This is a genomic window from Neorhizobium sp. USDA 3394 (genome assembly GCF_056280385.1).
In genome coordinates this window covers 3,041,177-3,061,257 of the sequence record NZ_JBWCDU010000001.1, presented here as the reverse complement: position 1 = coordinate 3,061,257, position 20,081 = coordinate 3,041,177, and the positions used below count along the sequence as shown (strand labels likewise).

Annotated in this window: 26 protein-coding genes; 7 read left to right on the top strand and 19 right to left on the bottom strand. The window is 61.8% G+C overall.

Annotated elements, in window-relative coordinates; genetic code table 11:
• Positions 1 to 53 precede the first annotated feature (53 nt).
• From msrA to ACZ9EJ_RS15105, 5 genes are all read right to left on the bottom strand, one after another.
• Entirely contained in the window at positions 54 to 782 is a 729-nt protein-coding gene (gene msrA / locus ACZ9EJ_RS15125) for a peptide-methionine (S)-S-oxide reductase MsrA (protein ID WP_046640954.1), read from the bottom strand.
• A gap of 43 nt (positions 783 to 825) precedes the next feature.
• A complete protein-coding gene (gene msrB / locus ACZ9EJ_RS15120; protein WP_046640993.1) occupies positions 826 to 1,317 on the bottom strand; it encodes a peptide-methionine (R)-S-oxide reductase MsrB in 492 nt (163 codons plus the stop codon).
• A 171-nt stretch (positions 1,318 to 1,488) separates the two neighbouring features.
• Entirely contained in the window at positions 1,489 to 3,882 is a 2,394-nt protein-coding gene (locus tag ACZ9EJ_RS15115) for a phosphoketolase family protein (protein ID WP_046640955.1), read from the bottom strand.
• Positions 3,883 to 3,955: 73 nt separating this feature from the next.
• Positions 3,956 to 5,155 (bottom strand): acetate/propionate family kinase, encoded by a 1,200-nt coding sequence (locus ACZ9EJ_RS15110; RefSeq protein WP_046640956.1) that lies wholly within the window; start codon positions 5,153 to 5,155, stop codon positions 3,956 to 3,958.
• Positions 5,152 to 6,198 carry a bifunctional enoyl-CoA hydratase/phosphate acetyltransferase gene (locus ACZ9EJ_RS15105; RefSeq protein WP_080955760.1) on the bottom strand — a complete coding sequence of 349 codons (1,047 nt, stop codon included), beginning with the start codon at positions 6,196 to 6,198 and terminating at the stop codon, positions 5,152 to 5,154. Before ACZ9EJ_RS15105 ends, ACZ9EJ_RS15110 begins: the two co-directional genes overlap by 4 nt.
• 46 nt (positions 6,199 to 6,244) lie before the next feature.
• Here ACZ9EJ_RS15105 and ACZ9EJ_RS15100 point away from each other — a divergent pair, with 46 nt between their 5' ends.
• From ACZ9EJ_RS15100 to ACZ9EJ_RS15090, 3 genes are all read left to right on the top strand, one after another.
• The gene (locus tag ACZ9EJ_RS15100) at positions 6,245 to 7,759 is read left to right on the top strand and encodes a pyruvate kinase (RefSeq protein ID WP_046640957.1); all 1,515 of its coding nucleotides are present in this window, start codon (positions 6,245 to 6,247) and stop codon (positions 7,757 to 7,759) included.
• A gap of 102 nt (positions 7,760 to 7,861) precedes the next feature.
• A complete protein-coding gene (locus tag ACZ9EJ_RS15095; protein WP_046640958.1) occupies positions 7,862 to 9,379 on the top strand; it encodes a bifunctional aminoglycoside phosphotransferase/ATP-binding protein in 1,518 nt (505 codons plus the stop codon).
• 161 nt (positions 9,380 to 9,540) lie between these two features.
• Positions 9,541 to 9,993, top strand: a complete 453-nt coding sequence (locus tag ACZ9EJ_RS15090) for a hypothetical protein (protein WP_052764629.1) — start codon at positions 9,541 to 9,543, stop codon at positions 9,991 to 9,993.
• 39 nt (positions 9,994 to 10,032) lie between these two features.
• Here ACZ9EJ_RS15090 and ACZ9EJ_RS15085 read toward each other — a convergent pair whose 3' ends face one another.
• From ACZ9EJ_RS15085 to ACZ9EJ_RS15040, 10 genes are all read right to left on the bottom strand, one after another.
• Positions 10,033 to 10,296, bottom strand: coding sequence for a DUF1488 family protein (locus ACZ9EJ_RS15085; protein ID WP_046628372.1), 264 nt, complete (start codon positions 10,294 to 10,296; stop codon positions 10,033 to 10,035).
• Between the two features lie 77 nt (positions 10,297 to 10,373).
• The gene (locus ACZ9EJ_RS15080; RefSeq protein WP_251089443.1) at positions 10,374 to 10,517 is read right to left on the bottom strand and encodes a hypothetical protein; all 144 of its coding nucleotides are present in this window, start codon (positions 10,515 to 10,517) and stop codon (positions 10,374 to 10,376) included.
• A gap of 194 nt (positions 10,518 to 10,711) precedes the next feature.
• Positions 10,712 to 11,059, bottom strand: coding sequence for a hypothetical protein (locus tag ACZ9EJ_RS15075; protein ID WP_251089442.1), 348 nt, complete (start codon positions 11,057 to 11,059; stop codon positions 10,712 to 10,714).
• Between the two features lie 80 nt (positions 11,060 to 11,139).
• Positions 11,140 to 12,180, bottom strand: coding sequence for a fatty acid desaturase (locus ACZ9EJ_RS15070; protein WP_046640959.1), 1,041 nt, complete (start codon positions 12,178 to 12,180; stop codon positions 11,140 to 11,142).
• A gap of 86 nt (positions 12,181 to 12,266) precedes the next feature.
• Positions 12,267 to 12,647, bottom strand: a complete 381-nt coding sequence (locus tag ACZ9EJ_RS15065) for a DUF6481 family protein (protein ID WP_046628376.1) — start codon at positions 12,645 to 12,647, stop codon at positions 12,267 to 12,269.
• Positions 12,648 to 12,842: 195 nt separating this feature from the next.
• Positions 12,843 to 13,052, bottom strand: a complete 210-nt coding sequence (locus tag ACZ9EJ_RS15060) for a cold-shock protein (protein WP_037085395.1) — start codon at positions 13,050 to 13,052, stop codon at positions 12,843 to 12,845.
• A gap of 285 nt (positions 13,053 to 13,337) precedes the next feature.
• Positions 13,338 to 14,153 (bottom strand): transglutaminase-like domain-containing protein, encoded by an 816-nt coding sequence (locus ACZ9EJ_RS15055; protein ID WP_046628378.1) that lies wholly within the window; start codon positions 14,151 to 14,153, stop codon positions 13,338 to 13,340.
• 75 nt (positions 14,154 to 14,228) lie between these two features.
• Positions 14,229 to 15,125, bottom strand: a complete 897-nt coding sequence (locus tag ACZ9EJ_RS15050; protein ID WP_046628380.1) for a transglutaminase family protein — start codon at positions 15,123 to 15,125, stop codon at positions 14,229 to 14,231.
• 174 nt (positions 15,126 to 15,299) lie between these two features.
• Positions 15,300 to 15,545 (bottom strand): hypothetical protein, encoded by a 246-nt coding sequence (locus ACZ9EJ_RS15045; RefSeq protein ID WP_046628382.1) that lies wholly within the window; start codon positions 15,543 to 15,545, stop codon positions 15,300 to 15,302.
• Positions 15,546 to 15,613: 68 nt separating this feature from the next.
• Positions 15,614 to 15,796 carry a hypothetical protein gene (locus ACZ9EJ_RS15040; protein WP_046628384.1) on the bottom strand — a complete coding sequence of 61 codons (183 nt, stop codon included), beginning with the start codon at positions 15,794 to 15,796 and terminating at the stop codon, positions 15,614 to 15,616.
• Positions 15,797 to 16,124: 328 nt separating this feature from the next.
• Here ACZ9EJ_RS15040 and ACZ9EJ_RS15035 point away from each other — a divergent pair, with 328 nt between their 5' ends.
• Complete coding sequence (locus tag ACZ9EJ_RS15035; RefSeq protein WP_046640960.1) at positions 16,125 to 16,352, top strand: hypothetical protein; 228 nt, start codon at positions 16,125 to 16,127, stop codon at positions 16,350 to 16,352.
• A 138-nt stretch (positions 16,353 to 16,490) separates the two neighbouring features.
• Here the strand turns inward: ACZ9EJ_RS15035 and ACZ9EJ_RS15030 are convergent, their stop codons facing one another.
• Together ACZ9EJ_RS15030 and ACZ9EJ_RS15025 are read right to left on the bottom strand one after the other, a co-directional pair.
• Complete coding sequence (locus ACZ9EJ_RS15030; protein ID WP_251089441.1) at positions 16,491 to 16,631, bottom strand: hypothetical protein; 141 nt, start codon at positions 16,629 to 16,631, stop codon at positions 16,491 to 16,493.
• A 112-nt stretch (positions 16,632 to 16,743) separates the two neighbouring features.
• Positions 16,744 to 16,998, bottom strand: coding sequence for a hypothetical protein (locus ACZ9EJ_RS15025; protein ID WP_251089440.1), 255 nt, complete (start codon positions 16,996 to 16,998; stop codon positions 16,744 to 16,746).
• A gap of 294 nt (positions 16,999 to 17,292) precedes the next feature.
• Here ACZ9EJ_RS15025 and ACZ9EJ_RS15020 point away from each other — a divergent pair, with 294 nt between their 5' ends.
• Both ACZ9EJ_RS15020 and ACZ9EJ_RS15015 read left to right on the top strand, forming a co-directional pair.
• Positions 17,293 to 17,502: a cold-shock protein gene (locus ACZ9EJ_RS15020; protein WP_046628589.1), complete on the top strand. Its 210-nt coding sequence runs from the start codon at positions 17,293 to 17,295 to the stop codon at positions 17,500 to 17,502.
• Between the two features lie 109 nt (positions 17,503 to 17,611).
• A complete protein-coding gene (locus tag ACZ9EJ_RS15015; protein ID WP_233955270.1) occupies positions 17,612 to 17,782 on the top strand; it encodes a hypothetical protein in 171 nt (56 codons plus the stop codon).
• A gap of 126 nt (positions 17,783 to 17,908) precedes the next feature.
• Here ACZ9EJ_RS15015 and ACZ9EJ_RS15010 read toward each other — a convergent pair whose 3' ends face one another.
• Positions 17,909 to 18,082, bottom strand: a complete 174-nt coding sequence (locus ACZ9EJ_RS15010; protein ID WP_251089439.1) for a hypothetical protein — start codon at positions 18,080 to 18,082, stop codon at positions 17,909 to 17,911.
• A 276-nt stretch (positions 18,083 to 18,358) separates the two neighbouring features.
• Here ACZ9EJ_RS15010 and ACZ9EJ_RS15005 point away from each other — a divergent pair, with 276 nt between their 5' ends.
• Positions 18,359 to 19,189 (top strand): universal stress protein, encoded by an 831-nt coding sequence (locus tag ACZ9EJ_RS15005; protein ID WP_046640961.1) that lies wholly within the window; start codon positions 18,359 to 18,361, stop codon positions 19,187 to 19,189.
• 173 nt (positions 19,190 to 19,362) lie between these two features.
• On the opposite strand, the gene ACZ9EJ_RS15000 is transcribed toward ACZ9EJ_RS15005, so the two are convergent.
• The gene (locus tag ACZ9EJ_RS15000) at positions 19,363 to 20,025 is read right to left on the bottom strand and encodes a CBS domain-containing protein (protein WP_046640962.1); all 663 of its coding nucleotides are present in this window, start codon (positions 20,023 to 20,025) and stop codon (positions 19,363 to 19,365) included.
• Between the last annotated feature and the right edge of the window lie 56 nt (positions 20,026 to 20,081).

Below are 20,081 nucleotides of genomic sequence, written 5' to 3'. Positions count from 1 at the left end.
GATATCGTTTGGCGGTGCCGCATGCCCCGACTGCGGAATTCTGCCCTCAAGTCTCAGTTGCCGATGCCGGCCTGCGCGACCAGGACCGGTTTGTCGCGGTAGTCGCTCGGGAACAGCTTCTTGAGGTTCTCGATCTTCGGCAGGTCGTTATAGACGATATAGGGGTAGGTCGGGTTCTGCGTCAGGAAGTCCTGATGGTAGGCTTCCGCCGGATAGAAGGCCTTGCCGGGCTCGATGGTGGTGGCAATCGCCGCATGGAAGACCTTGGCCTTGTTGAGCTGGTCGATATAGGCCTTGGCGACGCGGGCCTGGTCCTCGCTGGTCGGGAAGATCGTCGAGCGGTATTGCGTGCCGGTATCCGGTCCCTGGCGGTTGAGCTGGGTCGGGTCATGGGCGACCGAGAAATAGATCTGCAGCAGGTGACCGTAGGTGACCTTCTTGGGATCGAAGGTTACACGAACCGCTTCCGCATGGCCGGTCTTGCCGTAACCCACCGTCTCGTAGACGGCGGTTTCCTTGGCGCCGCCGGCATAACCGGAGACGGCGTTCTTGACGCCCTCGACGTGCTGGAACACGCCCTGGACACCCCAGAAGCAGCCGCCGGCAAAGATGGCGGTTTCGGTCGCGGCCGTGCTCGCCGCCTGATCGACTGTGGGGGCGGGGATGGCAATTCCCTCCTGGGCGGTGGCGCTCGTCGTCGCGCCGAACGTCAGGCCGGCCAGGACCAGCGCCGCACCGGCAAACACGGAGAGGCTATAGGATAGCTTTGTCTTGTTTTTCATGGCGGTCTCCTCAACCGAAGTGAATGAAGGAATGGGTGGCGGATCAGGCCGATACGGCACGGAATTTCATGACCGCGCCGTTCATGCAGTAGCGCAGGCCGGTAGGCTTCGGTCCGTCGTCGAAGACATGGCCGAGATGGCCGCCGCAGCGGGCGCAATTGACGGCGATGCGGACCATGCCGAGCGTCGTGTCGCGCACCGTATCGACGGCGTTGTCGAGCGGCGCCCAGAAACTCGGCCAGCCCGTGCCGCTCTCGAACTTGGTCTCCGAGGAGAAAAGCGCCTGATCACAGCCGACACAGGAGAATGTGCCCTTGCGGTGCTCGTTGAGGAGCGCGCTGCTGCCGGGATATTCGGTGCCTTCCTCGCGCAGGATATTGTACTGCTCCGGCGTCAGCAGCTTGCGCCATTCGCTTTCGGTATGGCTGACGGGGAAAGTGCCGGCGGTCGCAAGCGCCGGGCGAATGCCTGCTGCAAACTGGGCTGTCACGAGCGCCAGCGCGCTGCCGGCCAGGAATATGCGTCTGTTCATCATGGCGGAACCTCCCGGGTCCATAATCTGCTTCCTGCATGATTACGGAAGAGGCGTGGGATCGGTTACACACATCGACGCGAAACACCGAAACGTGATCTCGCGTCGACGCCAAGTTTCCTGAACGCGGTGAGGGCCCTGGCCCGGAAGCCCAGGACCTTCATGGATGCGATGTCAGCGTGCCGGCCATTTCCAGTCGCGGATTTCAGGCATGTCCTCGCCATGTTCGCGGACATAGCGGGTGTGTTCCGCAAGCTTTGCGTTGAGCATGTCGATCACACCAGCCGATTTTTGCTTCAGTCCGGGCACGCGCGCGATCGCTTCGATAGCAAGATGGAAACGGTCGAGTTCGTTCAGCACCGTCATATCGAAGGGCGTCGTCGTCGTGCCCTCCTCGATGAAGCCGCGCACGTGGATATTCTGGTGGTTGGTGCGTTTGTAGGTCAGCCGGTGGATGAGGTATGGATAACCGTGATAGGCGAAGATCACCGGCCGGTCGGTGGTGAACAGCCGGTCGAATTCCTCGTCGGGCAGGCCATGCGGATGCTGGTCGCGAGACTGCAGCGCGAGCAGGTCGACGACGTTGACGACCCGGATGCTGAGCTCCGGGATCGCCTCGCGCAGCAGGGAGACCGCTGCCAACGTTTCCAGGGTCGGCACGTCACCGGCGCAGGCCATCACCACGTCGGGTTCGACCGCACCGCTCTCGTTGCTTGCCCACTCCCAGATCCCGATACCGGCCTCGCAATGCTTGATCGCCTCGTCCATTGTCAGCCATTGCGGCTCCGGCTGCTTGCCGGCGACGATCACGTTGACGCGGTTCCAGGTCTTCAGGCAATGGTCGCCGATCCAGAGCAGCGTATTGGCATCCGGCGGCAGGTAGATGCGCACGATATCCGCCTTCTTGTTGGCGACGAGATCGACGAAGCCGGGGTCCTGGTGGGAGAAACCGTTATGGTCCTGCCGCCAGACATGCGAGGTGAGCAGGTAGTTGAGCGAGGAAACGGGCTTCCGCCACGGCAGCTCGCGCGACACTTTCAGCCACTTGGCGTGCTGGTTGAACATCGAATCGATGATGTGGATGAAGGCCTCGTAGCACGAGAAGAAGCCGTGCCGGCCGGTGAGCAGATAGCCTTCCAGCCAGCCTTGGCAAAGATGTTCGGAGAGCACCTCCATCACCCGCCCGTCGCGCGACAGATGCACGTCGTAGGGCTCGATCCTTTCCATCCAGACACGGTCGGTCACCTCGAAGACATTGCCGAGCCGGTTGGACTCGGTCTCGTCCGGACCGAAAATGCGGAAGTTGGAATTTTCATCGTTGAGCTTCAGCACGTCGCGCAGATATCTGCCGAGGATTTCCGTCGTCTGGACCATGTCGGCACCCCGTGTCTTCACGGGCACCGCATAGTCGCGGATGCTGGGCACGATGAGTTCCTTGCGCAGCAGGCCGCCATTGGCATGCGGGTTGGCACCCATGCGGCGCTCGCCACCCGGCGAAAGCGCCCGCAACTCCTCCTTCAGACGTCCGTTGGCGTCGAAGAGATCGTCCGGATTGTAGCTCCGCATCCAGTCCTCGAGGATCCTGCGGTGGCCGTCGTTCTCGCGGCAGCCGGAGACCGGCACCTGATGGGCGCGCCAGAAGTCCTCGACCTTCTTGCCATCGACTTCCTTTGGTCCGGTCCAGCCTTTCGGGCTGCGCAGCACGATCATCGGCCAGCGCGGGCACCCTTCGGGTGCCTTGCCCTCGCGAGCCTGGCCCTGGATCGCCCGGATGCGATCGAAAACCTTCTCAAAGGTCGCGGCCATCTGCCGGTGCATATCGGCCGGCTCATGGCCTTCCACGAAGAACGGCTCATAACCGTAACCGCGGAAAAGATGGTCGATATCCTCATCGGGCATGCGGCCGAGAACAGTCGGGCCGGCGATCTTGTAGCCGTTGAGATGCAGGATCGGCAGCACGGCGCCGTCGCGGGCGGGGTTCAGGAACTTGTTCGAGTGCCAGCTTGCGGCGAGCGGCCCGGTCTCGGCCTCGCCGTCACCGACGACGCAGGCGACGACGAGGTCGGGGTTGTCGAAGGCCGCTCCATAGGCATGCACCAGCGCATAGCCGAGTTCGCCGCCTTCGTGGACGGAGCCGGGTGTTTCCGGCGCCGCGTGGCTGGGAATGCCGCCCGGGAACGAAAACTGCCGGAACAGTTTCCGCATGCCGGCCGCGTCTTCGCTGATCTCCGGATAGATCTCGCTATAAGTGCCTTCGAGATAGGTGCTGGCAACCATGCCAGGACCGCCATGCCCCGGCCCACAGACATAGATCATGCTGAGATCGCGGTTGCGGATAATCCGGTTGAGATGCGCGTAGATGAAGTTGAGGCCGGGCGTGGTGCCCCAATGGCCGAGCAGCCGTGACTTGATATGCTCCGGCTTCAGCGGCTCCTTGAGCAGCGGATTGTCGAGCAGATAGATCTGCCCCACCGAAAGATAGTTCGCTGCCCGCCAGTATCGGTCGATGAGTGCCAGTTCCTCCGAACTGATCTCGGGCATAACGGGCATGGCTAAGTTTGACTGCATCTTCTTGCTCCTTCGGGAGGGCGAGTTGATCGGAAAAATCTGTCGTGAACTGAGAGTGTGTCCCCAGCGCTGATCACGAAGCGGCGGAGTGATCCTTCGCGTGCAGGACGGAAAGGCATTCCTCCGCAATCATTTGTTCTTCATCCGTGGGGATGACGTGGACGGCAATGCGGCTTGCGGCGGTACTGATCGTGAGCGCGCTCTCTTCATTGGCGGTCTCGTCCAGCTCTACGCCCAGCCAGCGAAGTTGTTCCGTGACACTTTTGCGTATCTGCGGTTGGTTCTCGCCAATGCCGGCGGTGAAGACCAAAGCATCGAGCCCGCCGAGCGTGGATGCAAGCCTCCCGACCTCCCCGGCGATCCTGAGCGTGAAGAGGTCGATCGCTTCCCGAGCTTGCCTGCCGTCGTCCTCGATGAGCTCGCGGGTATCGCCGCTGAGGCCCGAGACGCCGAGAAGACCGGATTTATGATAGAGCATGTCTTCCAGTTCCTCGACCGATTTCCCCAGCGGGCCGAGGAAATGCAGGAGAACGCCGGGATCGAGCCATCCCGGCCTCGTCGCCATGGGAATGCCGTCGAGCGTCGAGAAGCCCATGCTGGAATCCCGGCTGACACCGTTTTCAATGGCGCAGAGACTGGCGCCGCTGCCGAGATGGGCGATGACGACCTTGCCGCCAGCGACGTCCGGCGCCTTGGTGGCCAGTGCCCCGGCCACATATCGATAGGAAAGTCCGTGGAAGCCGTACCGTTTGATGCCCGCGTCGTGATAGGCGCGCGGAATGGCGAGACGCCGTACGAGATCGGATTGCGTCGCATGGAAAGTGGTGTCGAAGGAGCCGGTCTGGAAGAGATGCGGCCGCAGGTGCCTCACTGCCCTGATCATCCTCAGCGCCTGGGGCTGGTGGAGCGGCGCCAGGTCCGTCAGCGACCGGACCTTCGCGATCGTCTCGGTCGTCAGTTCCGCCGGACCGTCGAAGACGTCGCCGCCATGGACGATCCGATGGCCGGCGCAGGTGACGGCATCCAGATCGAAATGCGTGCCGAGTTCCCGGAACACTTCGTCCATCAGTTCGGCGAGATCGTCGCCGGCCTCACCCTTCAGCGGCAGCTCGAACTGCTCCGGGCCTTCCTTCAGATGCAAAGTCAGCGGATAGGTTCCGAAGTCGACGACTGCCTTGCCGATCCGCTCCGGCCTGCCGCCGTTCACCTTGAACATGCCGATCTTCACGGTCGAGGAACCGGCATTGAACGTCAGGAGAAGGTTGTCCGTCATAGAGGCATCCTTGCTTCAAGTCGTTTTGCAGCCGTCAGCCGGGCGAGGGCGGCGGATGCCGTTCGAACTTTGTCCGGGTCCGAGCGGCTTGTCAGTATGATAGGGACGCGGGCGCCAAGAACCAGCCCGGCGGCGTCCGCACCGGCGAAATAAATAAGTTGCTTGGCCAGCATGTTGCCGGCTTCGAGATCGGGAACCAGCAGGATATCCGCCTGGCCGGCGACCGGGGAGGCGATGCATTTCGCCTGCGCGGCCTCGATGCTGATCGCATTGTCGAAGGCGAGGGGACCGTCGACGATGGCGCCCTCGATCTGTCCGCGCGCCGCCATGACGGTCAAGGCCGCCGCGTCCAGCGTCGAGGGCATCTTGCTGTTGACGGTCTCGACGGCGGCGAGCACCGCCACGAGCGGCATTTTGATACCAAGAAGATGCATCAGGTCGACGGCATTCTGGCAGATATCGCGTTTCTGGTCGAGATCCGGCTGGATGTTGATCGCCGCGTCGGTGACGATCAGCAGCTTGTCATAGGCAGGGATGTCCATGACATAGACGTGGCTCATGCGCCGCGCGGTCTTCAGTCTCGATCCCGGCGCGATCACCGCCGAAAGCAGTTCGTCGCTGTGCAGGCTGCCTTTCATCAGGGCGGCAACCCTTCCGGTGGAGGCAAGTTCGACGCTACGCTCGGCGGCCGCATGGCTGTGTTCGACCGGTTCGATGTCGATATCGGCAAGCGACAGTTCGGCGGCGTCCGCGATCGCCCTGATCTTGTGTTCGGGCCCGACAAGGAGCGGATCGAGCAGGCCCTGTTCCTTGAGTTCCACGGCGGAACGCAGGGTTTCCGTCGAGCACGGATGGACGACCGCCGTTCGCATGGCGGGCAGCGAAATCGCCTGGCGGATGATGGCCTCGTAACGGCCGTGATGTCTGAGTGTCATCTCCACGGAATGCCTTTCCTCGTCGTGCCGGGTTGGCATCGCTTTTGGACCACAGCCGAAGGTGTCGCCTTGACACAACGCAATGCCCTGCAGGTCGTCATCAAGCATTCGTCTTTAGGGGAGAGGTTGAGGAAACGGCACATGGAGACACACGATGCTGAAGTCAGCCGAGAACGCCACCGAGATCGATACCGGATTGGCCGAGCTTTTCGAAGCGCTGCTTGCCTTGCGGCGAGAGATCGCCGCGCAGGCGGAGCCAAACCTCCACGCATTGACCGGCGGCGCTCTTCTGGCGGACGAACATCGGACTGCGCTTGAAAACCTCTGCCATTATCTCTCGCTCAGGCAGCGCGACCTCAGGCCATTGCAGCGCCGGCTGATGTGGCGAGGGCTCTCGTCGCTTGGGAGGCTCGAAAGCCGAGTCTTGCCGACGATCGATGCTGTTTTGGCGTCGCTGGCCATCACTCAGGGAATCGCGCCGCCGTTTGCGCCGCCGTCGGAGGACGAATTTTTCCGGGGGGAGGCGATGCTCACGACATCGACGGACGATCTTTTCGGCTCGCCGCCGGCCCATCGCCGCGGCCGTATCATGGTGACCTTGCCGGGCGAGGCGGCGGACCAGCCGGATTTCATACTCGATCTTGCCAGGCGCGGCATGGATATCGCCCGCATCAACTGCGCCCATGACGACGACAAGGCCTGGGCGGCGATGGCGAGGCATGTGCGGGCCGCCGGCGAAACCCTCGGGCGGCGGCTGACGGTGCTGATGGACATAGCCGGGCCGAAGATCCGCACCGAGAAGACGGCCGGTGACAAGAAGGCGAAACTGCAGACAGGCGATCGCCTGCGTCTCGTCGCCTCGGGCGAGCCCTATCTGACAGATGACGTGCCGTTCTGCTCCGCCGTTTCGTTGCCCGAGATCGTCACCCGGATCGCCGTCGGCAACCGCATCCGTTACGACGACGGCAAGCTGGAAGGCGTGATCGAGAGCGTCTCCGAAGGCGAGGCGATCGTGCGCGTCACCCACACCAAGACCGGCGGCGCCAAGCTGAAACCGGAGAAGGGCTTGAACCTGCCCGATACCGCCCTTGGTCTTTCGCCGCTGACGGCCAAGGACCATTCCGATCTCGCGACGATCATCGTCAATGCCGATATGCTCGGATATTCCTTCGTCAGCCTGCCGGACGATATCGACCTTCTCGAAGATGCACTCGCCGCTTTTCCGCCGCGCAAGCATCCGCTCGGCCTGATTGCCAAGATCGAGCAGCCGCAGGCCGTCACCAACCTGCCGGCGCTGATCGCGCGGGCGCGCTGCCGCAACCGGCCGTTCGGCGTGATGATCGCCCGCGGCGACCTTGCCGCCGAGATCGGTTTCGAACGCGTCGCGGAAATGCAGGAGGAGATTCTGTGGATCTGCGAGGCGGCGGCCGTGCCGACCGTCTGGGCGACGCAGGTTCTCGAAGACCTGGTCAAGGATGGGCTGCCGTCCCGCGGCGAGATGACCGACGCGGCGATGGCGGCGCGGGCGGAATGCGTGATGCTGAACAAGGGCCCGGCGGTCGGCGAGGCCGTGACGCTGCTCGACAGCCTGCTTGCGCGGATGGACGGCCATATCTTCAAGAAAACGCCGACGCTCCGGGCACTGAAATCGTGGCCGGGCGCAGCCTAAGGCGCAACCGGCTTCGTGCTCGCCCGTTGACCGATATCAAGGTCCGGGAGGCCGGCGAATGGCCTCTTGGTCGAAAGAGGCGGCCGAGCAGGGAGACGGGACATGGTGACTGAGGATCAAGGCGGTACGATCGCCTTCCTGGCGAGCCCGGCATCTTACGGGCTCGCCGGTCCGGTCGAACGGATGGAGACGCATATCTCCATGATCTTCCTCGTCGGCGACCGGGTCTACAAGCTCAAGAAGGCGCTGAAACTGCCCTATGTCGATTTCTCGACGGCCGCGATCCGAGAGGATGCCTGCCGCAAGGAGGTCGCGCTGAACAGCGAGACCGCCCCCGGCCTCTATGTCGGCGTGCGGCGGATCACCCGCTCCGACACCGGCACCCCGGAATTCGACGGCGACGGACCGCTCGTCGATGCCGTCGTCGAGATGAGCCGGTTCGAGCAGGGCCAGCTCTTTGATCGCATGGCGGCCGCGGGTCGGTTGACGCCGGACCTGATGACGCAGACTGCCCGCATGATCGCATTTTATCATCGCCGGGCGCCGGTGGTCTCCAAGGGAGGCGGGGCGGCCAATATCGCGTCCGTCCTCGACATCAACGACGCCGGATTTGCGACCAGCCATGTCTTCGGCGCGGCGGAGTTGGCCAAGCTCAGCGAGGCCTTCCGGTCCCGGTTGACGCGACACAGCGAACTTCTCGACCGGCGGGCGCTGGCGGGCAGGGTCCGCCGTTGCCATGGCGATCTTCATTTGCGCAACATCTGCCTGCTGGGCGGCAAGCCATGCCTGTTCGACTGCATCGAGTTCAATCTCGGGATCGCCACCGTCGATGTCCTCTACGACCTCGCTTTCCTGCTGATGGATCTCTGGCATCGCGGTTTTCCCGGCCTCGCCAATCTGGTAATGAACCGGTATTTCGATGAAACCGACGACGAGGACGGGTTCTGCCTCCTGCCGTTCCTGATGGCGATCAGGGCAGCGGTCCGCGCCCATGTGACGGCGACGCAGGCCGAAGAGCCCGGTCAGGACGCCGTCAGGCTGGCGCAGGAGGCAAGGTCCTATTTCGATCTCGCCCATGCTCTCTTGAGGGAGGTGCCGCCGCGCCTCATCGCGATCGGCGGCCTCAGCGGTTCCGGCAAGACGACGGTCGCGGACCATCTGGCGGCGGAGGTCGGTGCGCCTCCGGGCGCCAGGATCGTCGAGAGCGACCGAATCCGCAAAGCCCTGCATGGTGTTTCGGCCGAGACGAGGCTTCCGGTGTCCGCCTATCAGCCCGACGTCTCGGAAAAGGTCTATCGCGAAATGGCGAGGCATGCGGAGCTGATCCTTGCCCAGGGCGGATCGGTCGTCGCTGATGCCGTCTTCGACGGCCCGGTCAACCGGCGCCTTATCGAGGATGCTGCCGCGAGGGCCGGGGCAGGCTTCCGGGGCATCTGGCTCGAGGCTGATCCTCAACTGCTCTGGCAGCGGGTTCGCGAGCGGGCGCCAGGCCCCTCTGATGCCACCACCGACGTGCTCTCCGGCCAACTGGCCGCCCGCAAACCCGCCGATATAACCTGGCGGAAAATCGATGCATCGAAGACGCCCGATATGATTGCCGCCGCCATCCTGCGGGACTGAGAACCCGATGGCCTTCCTTGACCCGTTGCAAGCGACGACAGATGGGCTCGGCCCGCGCCCGTTGACGCGCGTCAATGTCACAGGCGGTGACTGCGCTAAAACGTGAGGTCTTAGGGAGCCGGCCCGATGTGACTTGACGGGCCTAGTGGCGGAGAGAAGATATGGAGATGGAGGATTACGACGTGGGTGTCTTGAACGCGGCGGATGTCTACCGCGCGTTCGCGGTCGTGCAGCTCGTGATGTCAGGCCTGGATCTGCAGACATGGAGACGGCTGACCGCCTCGGCCTCGCTGCGTCGCGACTGGCTGGCCGTTACCGACGCGAAAGGGTACATCCACGGCCTTTGCCACGTCTTTGCACGCGAACATCCGGTTTACGGGCGTCAGCTCGAAATACCGGTTTTTGCATCCATTGGCCTCGTCGATGACCAAGGTGTTGCGAAACGTCTTTTCGAATTCGCCAAACTGCGCGCAAAACTGGACGGGTGCGAAAAGGTCCATTTCTGGTCCTCCGCATCGCAGGATTGTTATAGTCTTGATATGCTCCGGGAAGCAGGCCCCTGGGACGATGGATTGATCTACGACCTGGGCACCGACCGCGGTACCGTTCACTGACGGGGAAGGGTGCCATAGGCGCCTTCGGCCCAACTCCGATCAGCCGAGGTCGGCCGCCGTCAGCGTGTAGGTAGTGCCCCGATTGGGACGATAGGCCTTCATTGCCGCGTCCTGGATGCTGGATCTGGCCGCATCGAAAGCCCTCAAGTAATCGGCCTCGGACATGCCCGTCGCAGTGTTTTGGGCGAGTGCCTTGGCTTCCACGAAAAACCTGACCTCGAACATGCCGTCATAGCCCAGGAAACGAACGACCTTGCGCGCTTCGTCGAAACTGCGGCTTCTATTCGGAAATATCAGGGTCATGATTGTTTCAGTTCAAGATGGAAGGCAATTTCCTTTGGAAACGGCATTCCGGGTTTCTGTTGATGCGTTTTCTGGTGTCAGAACAGATCGCGAAGCAGGATGTACAGAATGAATGCCATGGATATCCCTGGCACGGCCATGCGCAACAGGCCGCCGTAGCCTGCCCGATGTAATTGCGGGCCTGTTTGGGAAGAAGGTTGCATTCGCCTGACGGAAGACATGTCGTCCTCCTCGTTGGGGCCAGGGCTCCCGCCCTTGATCGCAGCGCCCGTTCTGAATCTGCTACCTACCCCAAATATGGGTCGAACGCGGATAAATACAAGGGGAAGTCTCTCCGCTCCTCACGAGTTGAGAGATCCGGCGCAGCCGTATTTCAAGTGATCCGGCTGCCCGCTATCGGGTGGCGTAGCGTGGGCTACTTGTTCTTCAGAAGCCACATCTTGCCGGCCATGGTGATCCCATGTGCGGATTCTTCCGCCGGGACGTCCTCGTTGAGGATGCGCAGAAGGCCGTATTCCCGCAGTTCATTCAAGGTCGTGGTCGTCAGGAACTTGATCTTCTGGGGCCGTTCCTTGAACCGGTCGTTCCGCGCATAGGTCACGGCCGCATTCAGATGGGTCCATTTCTTGGCTTCCTGCGGAAACAGGTCACCGTCCTTGGCGAGCTTCAGGCCCCTGATCTGGGTCGGCGTCAGCTCGACGGTCAACGCGTGCGCAGCAGGCGTCGGGGTGGCGGCTGTTTTGGTGTTCTCGGTCGTGGTCAATGTTCGGTCCTTGATGGGTACGGAGGTAGTCTTGTGCATTCGGTGGCAGGCGGCGGTCCCGGCCTGTCAGGTTGCATCGGTTAAGAAGGCCTTGTCGCCTTGGCAGCATCGCGAAACGACAGGAGCCTTTGGCTCTTTTCGTCCCAGAGTACGAGTTTGACGCATTGGATGCTTTGCCAAAGCGTTATGCGGCCGATGCCGGCAAGCTCGGGATGATCGCGCAGCACTTCGGGCAGCCGGTAATAGGGGATACGGCTCGACAGGTGATGGACGTGGTGGATGCCGATATTGCCGGTCAGCCAGCGCAGCGCCAGCGGCAGATCGTAGTGGGACGCGCCGTGAAGGGCGGCCTCCGGAAACTGCCATTCCTCGGTCTTCGACCAATGGGTTTCCTCGAACTGATGCTGGACATAGAAGAGCCACACGCCGGCGGCCCCTGCGATCAGCACGATCGGCAGATGGACAAGCAGGAAGGGCACGAGCCCGATCGCCCATATCATCAGGGCGGCCAGAACGGCGACCGCGAGATTGGTCGCCATCGTCGAAATCCAGGGCAGGGAGCCCGATTTCATCATTCCGAACGGCAGGCGCTGCTTGAAGAGGAAAAGCCAGGCGGGTCCGATGCCGAACATCACCAGCGGGTGGCGGTAAAGCCGGTAGGCGAGCCGGCGCGACCAGGGCAGGGACTGGTATTCGTCGATCGTCAGCGTCGTGATGTCTCCGATGCCGCGCTCGTCGAGATTGCCGGCCGAGGCGTGATGGGCGGCATGCGCCCGGCGCCAGTAGTCATAGGGCGTCAAGGTCAGCACCCCGAGCACTCGTCCGGTCCAATTGTCGAGGCGTCGGCGCGCGAAGAACGAGCCGTGGCCGCAGTCGTGCTGGATCATGAACAGCCGCAGCAGGAAGGCCGCGGCCGGAAGGACGAGGATCAGCCCGATCGGGTAACCCAGGAAAACGGAAACATAGGCTGCGGCCCAGAAGGCTGCAAACGGCAGCACCGTCACCAGCAGCTCGAAAGTGCTGCGCCCGAAACGCGGCTGCCGGTATTTCGAAAGTATCTTGAGCCAGGCGCCGATATCGTCTTCGGCAACGGGCGCAATCGCATGGGCTGTGGCGTTCATGGAAATCGATCCACCTTTTTTGCCTCGGCATGCGGCGCGCCCGAAGCGGGATGTGCCTGCACGTCCTCAGGCACATGCCTCAAATATCAGCCCTGACGGGCCTTGCGTGCAGCGTAACGACGATCGCGCTCCGCCTTGCGGGCGGCCTCATCGGCGATGACCCGGGCAACCCGGTCGTTGGTTTCCGCTTGCCGGGCCTCAGCCTCGGCCTTTTCGTCGGCTTCCGCAGCGGCGGCCAATGCGGCCGCTTCCTGGAGCTGGCGCTCGTTCTCGGCAGCCTTCTGGGCCTCGCGCTCGGCGCGGCGGGCTTCCCTCGCGGCCGCAATGGCCTCGCGCTCGGCGCGACGTTCCTGCATGGCGGGATCTGTCGGTTTAGGGGCGGTCGCAAACTTTGCCAAAAGCTCGCGCTTAGCATCCGCTGCGGTTTTGCGGCGCTCGGCAAAGCTGTTGTCGTTCGGGTGTCTCAATGTATCGTCCTTGTCAGATTTGAACTTGTCGGATTTGAAATCTTGCGGTCGAGGCGAATATCGCGCCGACCGGGAGGTCATGCAGATATTCGCGTCAGCCCGATGCCTCAACGGAAAAAGGCCAGACATACGCCTGGCCTTCACATACCTTTTGCCGCCATGCCAGTACGTCCGTGGTCATGGGAGGCTAAAGTTTTAGGCAGCCTGGAGCTGGCCTGCGGACATCTTGCCCGACTTGCGGTCACGCTCGAGTTCAAAGCCAAGCTTCTGGCCTTCAACGATCGAGCTCATGCCAGCGCGTTCGACGGCAGAGATGTGAACGAAGACGTCGGCGCTGCCGTCGTCAGGCTGAATGAAGCCGAAGCCCTTGGTGGCATTGAACCATTTAACTGTGCCAGTGGCCATAACGAACCCTTTCATAGCAACATTGATAAACCGCCGGGCGGCGCACGGCGGGTGTTTCGACTTTTGAGAGGGAAAGTTCGTCAAGAAGCGCAAAGCGCAGCAAAAACAAAGATCGGCAAACAAAGTATCGAGGCTCTTTACCTATCGTATCAGGATTGAAGTGTCAACTTCTTGTTTTGAAATTTGCGAAATACGCAACCAGGAGTAGATTTTCTGGCGGGCAAACGAATATCAGCGGTACCCGCATCAAGGTCTCTCATCTCGGCGGGCCGGCAGCCTGAAGATCTAGGTGGAGGCCGGTATTTCTTCGGTCGTCACTTCGAAAGAAGACAGGATTGCCGGGCCGAAGGCGGTCGAAAGCGCCACGTCCGTGGCATCCCGCCCCGTTGCCATCAGGATCCGCCCGATACGCGGTTTGTTGTGGCGGGCATCGACCGTATTCCAGCGACCGCCAAGATAGACCTGGAACCAGGCGCTGAAATCCATCGGATTGACATCCACCGGGACGCCGATATCGCCGAGATAGCCGGTGCAGTAACGCGCCGGGATGTTCATGCAGCGGCAAAGCGCGATGGCGAGATGCGCGAAGTCGCGGCAGACGCCGGTGCGATCGGTAAATCCTCCGAAAGCGGTCCGAAGCGGATCCGCGTTCTGATAGTTGAAGGCGATGTGGTTGTGGGTGAAGTCGAGGATTGCCTGCACCCGCGGCCAGCCGAGCGGGGTCGAGGAGAATGTCTTCCAGGCAAAATCCGCCAGGCGGTCGGTGTCGCAGTAGCGGCTGCCGAGCAGGAAGACCAGCACGTCGTCCGGCAGGTCCTTGATGTCGTGCTGGAAGGCATCCTGCGGTACCGGGTCGGGCATCCCGTCGTCGTAGATCTCGAATTCGGTCGAGATCGTGGTCAGTCCCGGCGGTGCCACGATCCGGCTGCAGGCGTTTCCGAAGCTGTCGAGATAGCTCCAGGCCTCGATCGGCCGGTCGAAGCTCAGCACCTGGTCGCTCAAAAGGTCCGCCCGACGCGAGGGATGGATATTGAGCACCAGCAGCATCGCCGTATCGTGCTGGCATTCATACCCTATACGAAACCCTGCGCGTATCTTCATGATCTTATCCCTATGGAAAAACTCTCGCCGGAATGGCGTTTCAGCGGCAACGCCCAAGCATCCCGGCTGTTCCGGTCACCCATGCAGTTTCACGCTATGGTCGTCGGTCGTCACGTTAACCTGCACGGACATGCTGTCGAAATCGGTCTCGTCGCCATCGTAGCTTCCCGATAGCGGGACGGCCTGCCGCGGGTCCCGGGCGACGCCCACGCGTATCAGGTCGCGATTGCCGACGATGCCGTTGGTGGGATCGAATTCCACCCAACCGGCGCCAGGAAGATAGACCTGGCACCAGGCATGGGTCGACCCGCCGCCGAGCGTTATCGATCCGTCGCGGTCGGGCACGTAGATGTAGCCGGTGACGAAACGTGCCGCCAGGCCGAGCGCGCGCGCCGCCTCCATCATCAGCAGCGCGAAATCGCGGCAGGTGCCGCGGCGAAGCTGCAGGGTTTCGAGCGGCGGTTGCGTCCCGTGTTCCGAGCGCCGGGCGTAGATGAAACCCTCGTGGAGCGCAAAACACATGGTCATCAGCAGGTGGCCGGTTTCCGTGGGGTGCCCGACCTTGATGAACTGCCGTGCCCATTTGCCGACCCGGTCCTCTGGATCGGGATAGTGGCGCTGGATCGTCCGCTCCAGATCAAAGATTTCTTCGGGATCGTATGCGAAAGGATAGGTGAGGGCCTCTTCGTCGATCTGGAAGTCAATCGCCGCCTGAGGGGTGTGATCGAGGCGGATGATCGTTTCGAACCGCAGTTCGGATGAGGGTTTGGATATCCCGACGAGCGCGACGCAATTGCCGAAGACATCGTGGATCCACCGGACGTAGTCGGGCTTTGGAAAAACGTTGAGCTGGGAACTCAGCAAGGTCTGGTCAAAACTGTCCCGCGGCCTGAACATAAGCCTGTGTTCGCCGAACTCCACCGGCCTCGTATACCGATAGGAGGTGACATGCCGGACGGAAAATATCGTCATCCAATCACCGCTAAAGCATTGAGGGCGGCACGCGCTGGCGCGGGGCGCCTTATCGAACCATGCATGGATCACCGCTATAGCAGGCGCCATGCGACGGCGACAGGAAAAACCGGCTGCAGCCGGTAAAATACGACAACCCCGAACGCGGCGTCGGAACGCCGGATTGGCGCCGTCTCACTGGTCCCGGCGCTGCAGAGGGTAATCGCCGGCGTCGTAGAGTCTCTGTATCTGCGTGCTGTCGAACCGGGCTTCTTCGACCTCGAGAATGGATCCGCGCAAAAGTGATGCAGGCATCACCTCGATTGCGAAGCGCAGGGCCTCGGCCACGGTTTCGAACCTCTTGTAGCCAAGCCTGCTCGTTCTCTTCCAGTTCTTGCACGGGTAGAGCCCCGCGCCGGCATTGTAGTTGAAGTCGGCCATGGTCGTGTCCTTGTGGTCGAGGATATGCGCGAGGGGAGGTCCGAACGGGCCGCCCCGTCGGAACCGTGTCAGGCCGGCTGCAATTGCGACGCGCGCCTCTGGAGACGTTCCTGCTTCTGGGCGAGCTTGATCTCGCGGCTTCTCAGGGCCTGCCTCTGACGGAATTCCTGTAGCTTGGCGGCATTGGAGCCCTCTTCTGCATCGGGTTTGCGAAACAGATTCTGGGCAGCATTGCGGACAGTATCGATCATTGATGTAACCTTAAAGGGTAGACTGCGGGACGTGACAACGGCCAACGCAAGAGTTCTCCAGCCAACAGGGCGGAGTTCGACGTTCGCAAAATCAAGGGTGTCGCCAAGCAACCGGCAGGGCCGGCAGGATCAGGTAGCCGAAAAGGCTGAAAACGTGAATCATATATGGCGATATAATGCGTCACTTTCAAGACTTGTCTCAAATATGGATAGGCGGCGCTTGCCATCGGCGGGAATGAGGCCCATCGTGGCTGGTCGGCTGCAACTGGTAAGGGCGCAGCCGCCTGAGGGACTCGAGCCCTAGCCCCGACGAAAAAGGAGGGGCGCGATGTCTTCACGATCCTCGCATCCGAATTTCCAGCTTTATTTCCAGACCATGCTGACCGACAGCCAGCCGGAGGCGGAGCAACCCGCAGAACCCTGTCCGGACCGCCCGGTCCTGCATGCCGTCTTCCGGGACATGCTGATCCGGGGGCTACCGCTGACGGGTTCGGAAATTTGGCTTGGCGGCATCCGTGCCGCGCGCGCTCCGAAAAAGCGCTCCGGCTCCAACTAGAACGGCTTCGCTCCTCATTGGAAAGACAGCCCTGCATGCGTCGCCGCGAGAATGCAGGCGATGCGGATCTTCCGCAAGGATAAGGACAAAGACTGATCAGGAGGCGCCGCGCTACGGTGCCTCCTGCGCGACGAAGCACTACTTCGGCTTCTTGCCCAAGGTGAGGCCGCTGCCGGCGAGCTTGACCTGTGCGCCTGCGGGCGCGACCGTCACTGCTGCGGTCTTGTCTTTCTTCGGTTTGCGAGTTTCGCGATTACTTCGTACCTGGCCTTTAGCCATTTTGTCCTCCTTGGGCGGCGATGGATCGTGGAAAGTGAAATCATGTTCGGCTGACAGGCATGCAACGCGTGAAATGACGGATTTGCAAAACCTGCCTTTGCCAGCCGAAGCATCAAAGCTGCGGTAGTACGGTATCTCTGTGTTTGCTCAACGAAGCTGATATTGCGGCTCCGAAGCTCTTCTCGGGACGGTCCCCAAAACGGGCAAGCATGATGGCTGCTCCCGTTGTGCCGGCCCGGCCGCTGACAAGCGTTCCGCTTGGCTGCGTAGGTTCACGGAATGCATGACGTTCGATATTTTCCCGGTATCCGGGGCCGCTGACGCGGACCAGGTTGCGGGAGATGGTCTGAGAGAATTCGGAAGACATGGCGTCCTCCTTTCATTGGGGCCAGGGCGTGAGAATCCTGAAGCAGCAGCGCCCTTTATATGGCTGCTGAAGTCGCCATCATGCGCCGGACTTGCGCCAAACGCAATGTGCGGGTTGTGAGAAATGCCTTGCTCAAGACATAGTTGACCGGTAGGGGTAGCCATCGAAATTGGTTGTCGAGCTTCGTTTTCACGCCTTTTGCGTTCGAGCTGATCTTTCCCTTCAAAATCGATCTCTTTTGTCGCCGGCATTTTGCCGGACGGCGACCTGTGCTCGATCGGAAGGATCATCTCCATGAACAGCGGAATCGTAAAATTTTTCAACACCGCCAAGGGCTTCGGCTTCATCCAGCCCGCTGACGGGTCGACGGACGTGTTCGTCCATATCTCGGCCGTCGAGCGTTCGGGAATGACCTATCTGGCTGAAGGCCAGAAGGTGAGCTTCGATGTCGTGCGGGACAACCGCACTGGCAAGAATGCAGCTGAAAATCTGCAGATCGCCTAAAGCCAAAACCAACTTCGGCCCTGACCACGGATGTACTGGCACGGACCGCAAGCGGTCGGGAGGTACAGTTCCTCTCGGGCTTTTGTTATTCAATAATGAAAGAATTTCCATGAAAAAGACGGATGCAGAACAGCAAGTGAAAAGGGCCCAGCGCCAGGTCGCCAATACCAGCGGTGGCGGCCATCTCGGCGGCACCAATCACGGCCAGGGCTATGACGCCAAGACCTCCTCCGCCAAGGGCAAGGCCGACAAGGGCCGCAAGACCGGCGGCAAGAGCTAACTAATCCGATGATGCGGGCCGAGGGGCACTTCGGCCCGTTCCCCCGGATCGGACTTTCCTTTCCGAGTAAGCCTGGCTCTTCCAGTTCCATGACAGCGACCTCGCCATGGGCGCACGGAAACTGGATCACTTGCGCTTGGGAACAGGCGGCCTTTTCTCCGGTTTCTGGGGATGACCCGGCGCGATGGGATCGCTTGCCGGAAATGTTTCTTCGAGCGACTCCTCCAGGTAGTCGTCCTGCTCCTTGGCAATGTCTTTGGCGGACTTTCCGGGTGACGGCGCCTCTTTTCTCGTTCCCATTCTCGATCTCCCTGATTGGTCGAAGCCGACAATCCTACTCTCGTTTCTGCGAATGCAGAAGGCACGATGGCCTTCTCATGGTTGCCGCGTTTCGGCATGACAAAAGCCTTCCCCATGACAACGGACGGCAGTTTCGATTTGGGCTGGTCGGCGCAGCGGCGCGCTGCAGTTTCGAATTATACGCCTGGGTTGACGAAGATCATGGCTCGGGCAGGTGCCGGTCCTAGACTTTCCTCCATCGGGCCCGATCAGGGCCTTGTGCAGAGGAGACAGACAATGTCGTTCAAGACAGTGCTCGCAATGATCGGGAATATGGAACCCGCCGCTGATCTCGCCCGTGCCATGGAGATCGCGACCGAACTCGAAGCACATCTTTCCGTGGTGGTCGCCGGCCTCGCGGTTCCGGCAACCATGGGAGATTTTCCGGCCGGTACCGTATGGCTCGACCAGCGTGACGAGGACCTGAGATTGCTCGATGGCATCCAGAAACAGGCAGCCGGCGCCTGCGAGGCGAACGGCCTCTCGTTCGATGTCGACGTCCTCTATGCGGATAGCGGTTTCGTCAGCGAGGAAATTCATCGCCGCGCGCTTTATGCCGATGTGCTGGTGATCGGAGACGGCGTGCGCAGCGACAGCGCGCTGACCCGGCGGATCGTCGATGGCGGTGTGTTCGACGCGCGCCGACCCCTCCTTCTGATGCCGAAGGATCGCAGCACGACCCTGAAACCGCGTCGGATACTGCTTGCCTGGAATTCCCGCGCCGAGGCCGCCCAGGCCGCGCGCGAGGCTCTTGAGATGATGACCTGGGCGGAAGAGGTGCATGTCGTGCTCGTGGATCCGGACACCTCCTATTGGGTCAGCGGCGGCGAACCCGGCGCCGACGTCGCGGCCTATCTCGCCCGCCACGGGATCAACGTCGTCGTCGAGCAGTTGCTAAGCGGCGGCCGGCTTGTGGAGGACGTGCTCGAAAGACATGCGCTGGAAATCAACGCCGAGCTCGTCGTCATGGGCGCCTATGGACATTCGCGGCTGCGCGAGCGGGTTTTTGGCGGTGTGACGGCCTCGATGCTCGTGGAAAGCAAGTTCCCGGTCCTGATCGCCCGGTAAAATCGGGAGGCGATTGTACCCTGTTTCCCGTCAGCTGGCGGGAGACAGGGTTTTTCGTGCCCGCATCTTCGGCAATCGGGAAGAGACCGGACCGGTCCGCCCCGCAGGCCGGCACAAAATCCGCCCCAGGGGAGTGGACCCGGAGGGCGGATCGGAAACGGTCTGATTACATGTTATTGAGCGGGCTGCTGCGAGGGCTTTTGCGTGACGACGCCGCCGACGCCGGCAATGCTGGCCGTCAGGATGCGGATCGCCTCCTGCTCCACATCGGACCCGATCTCGCCGATGATCTCCACCACCGAGTCCCGCACCTTGACCTCGACCCTGTCCTTCCCCAGCCCGAGTTCCGTGAGCAGCCGGGTCGCAACGGCAAGCCGCAGCGCTTCGTCACCGCGGGCAACCACGTCCGGCGTGGCGATCTCGATCTTGAGGATATCGCGACGGCTGACGATCCCCGCGAGCACGCCATTGTCGAGCACGGGAATGCGCTTGACGGCGTGGAGGCGCATCAGCGCGACGATCTCGGCGACACTGGCTCCGGGCGCCACACTGACGACCTTGCGGCTCATGCAGTCCTCGACCTTCAACCCGTGCGCCTTGACGTAGTTTTCGAAGAAGGCCGGATCATGGGTGTCGGGAGCAGCTTTTGGCGCGAGGTTGAATTCATGCCGTTTCAGAATGTCTCCCTCGGTGATCATCCCGCACAGCGCCCTCTGATCGTCGATCACGGGCAGGCCGCTGATGTCGTTGTCGATCAGCATCCGGATCGCGTGTTTGAGGCTGGCCCCGGGGCTGACGTGAACCACCCTGGTGGTCATCAAATCTTTGGCAAGCATCCGCTGCTCCTGTGGTTCGCGATCATCCGTCGCTGGCCCCAAGCTTCCCGCATCGC

Coding starts and splice junctions, on each gene's coding strand:
- msrA (WP_046640954.1), bottom strand. CDS start 782: ATGAAAAACAAGACAAAGCTATCCTATAGCCTCTCCGTGTTTGCCGGT.
- msrB (WP_046640993.1), bottom strand. CDS start 1,317: ATGATGAACAGACGCATATTCCTGGCCGGCAGCGCGCTGGCGCTCGTG.
- ACZ9EJ_RS15115 (WP_046640955.1), bottom strand. CDS start 3,882: ATGCAGTCAAACTTAGCCATGCCCGTTATGCCCGAGATCAGTTCGGAG.
- ACZ9EJ_RS15110 (WP_046640956.1), bottom strand. CDS start 5,155: ATGACGGACAACCTTCTCCTGACGTTCAATGCCGGTTCCTCGACCGTG.
- ACZ9EJ_RS15105 (WP_080955760.1), bottom strand. CDS start 6,198: ATGCTTGATGACGACCTGCAGGGCATTGCGTTGTGTCAAGGCGACACC.
- ACZ9EJ_RS15100 (WP_046640957.1), top strand. CDS start 6,245: ATGCTGAAGTCAGCCGAGAACGCCACCGAGATCGATACCGGATTGGCC.
- ACZ9EJ_RS15095 (WP_046640958.1), top strand. CDS start 7,862: ATGGTGACTGAGGATCAAGGCGGTACGATCGCCTTCCTGGCGAGCCCG.
- ACZ9EJ_RS15090 (WP_052764629.1), top strand. CDS start 9,541: ATGGAGATGGAGGATTACGACGTGGGTGTCTTGAACGCGGCGGATGTC.
- ACZ9EJ_RS15085 (WP_046628372.1), bottom strand. CDS start 10,296: ATGACCCTGATATTTCCGAATAGAAGCCGCAGTTTCGACGAAGCGCGC.
- ACZ9EJ_RS15080 (WP_251089443.1), bottom strand. CDS start 10,517: ATGTCTTCCGTCAGGCGAATGCAACCTTCTTCCCAAACAGGCCCGCAA.
- ACZ9EJ_RS15070 (WP_046640959.1), bottom strand. CDS start 12,180: ATGAACGCCACAGCCCATGCGATTGCGCCCGTTGCCGAAGACGATATC.
- ACZ9EJ_RS15060 (WP_037085395.1), bottom strand. CDS start 13,052: ATGGCCACTGGCACAGTTAAATGGTTCAATGCCACCAAGGGCTTCGGC.
- ACZ9EJ_RS15055 (WP_046628378.1), bottom strand. CDS start 14,153: ATGAAGATACGCGCAGGGTTTCGTATAGGGTATGAATGCCAGCACGAT.
- ACZ9EJ_RS15050 (WP_046628380.1), bottom strand. CDS start 15,125: ATGACGATATTTTCCGTCCGGCATGTCACCTCCTATCGGTATACGAGG.
- ACZ9EJ_RS15045 (WP_046628382.1), bottom strand. CDS start 15,545: ATGGCCGACTTCAACTACAATGCCGGCGCGGGGCTCTACCCGTGCAAG.
- ACZ9EJ_RS15040 (WP_046628384.1), bottom strand. CDS start 15,796: ATGATCGATACTGTCCGCAATGCTGCCCAGAATCTGTTTCGCAAACCC.
- ACZ9EJ_RS15035 (WP_046640960.1), top strand. CDS start 16,125: ATGTCTTCACGATCCTCGCATCCGAATTTCCAGCTTTATTTCCAGACC.
- ACZ9EJ_RS15030 (WP_251089441.1), bottom strand. CDS start 16,631: ATGGCTAAAGGCCAGGTACGAAGTAATCGCGAAACTCGCAAACCGAAG.
- ACZ9EJ_RS15025 (WP_251089440.1), bottom strand. CDS start 16,998: ATGTCTTCCGAATTCTCTCAGACCATCTCCCGCAACCTGGTCCGCGTC.
- ACZ9EJ_RS15020 (WP_046628589.1), top strand. CDS start 17,293: ATGAACAGCGGAATCGTAAAATTTTTCAACACCGCCAAGGGCTTCGGC.
- ACZ9EJ_RS15015 (WP_233955270.1), top strand. CDS start 17,612: ATGAAAAAGACGGATGCAGAACAGCAAGTGAAAAGGGCCCAGCGCCAG.
- ACZ9EJ_RS15010 (WP_251089439.1), bottom strand. CDS start 18,082: ATGGGAACGAGAAAAGAGGCGCCGTCACCCGGAAAGTCCGCCAAAGAC.
- ACZ9EJ_RS15005 (WP_046640961.1), top strand. CDS start 18,359: ATGTCGTTCAAGACAGTGCTCGCAATGATCGGGAATATGGAACCCGCC.
- ACZ9EJ_RS15000 (WP_046640962.1), bottom strand. CDS start 20,025: ATGCTTGCCAAAGATTTGATGACCACCAGGGTGGTTCACGTCAGCCCC.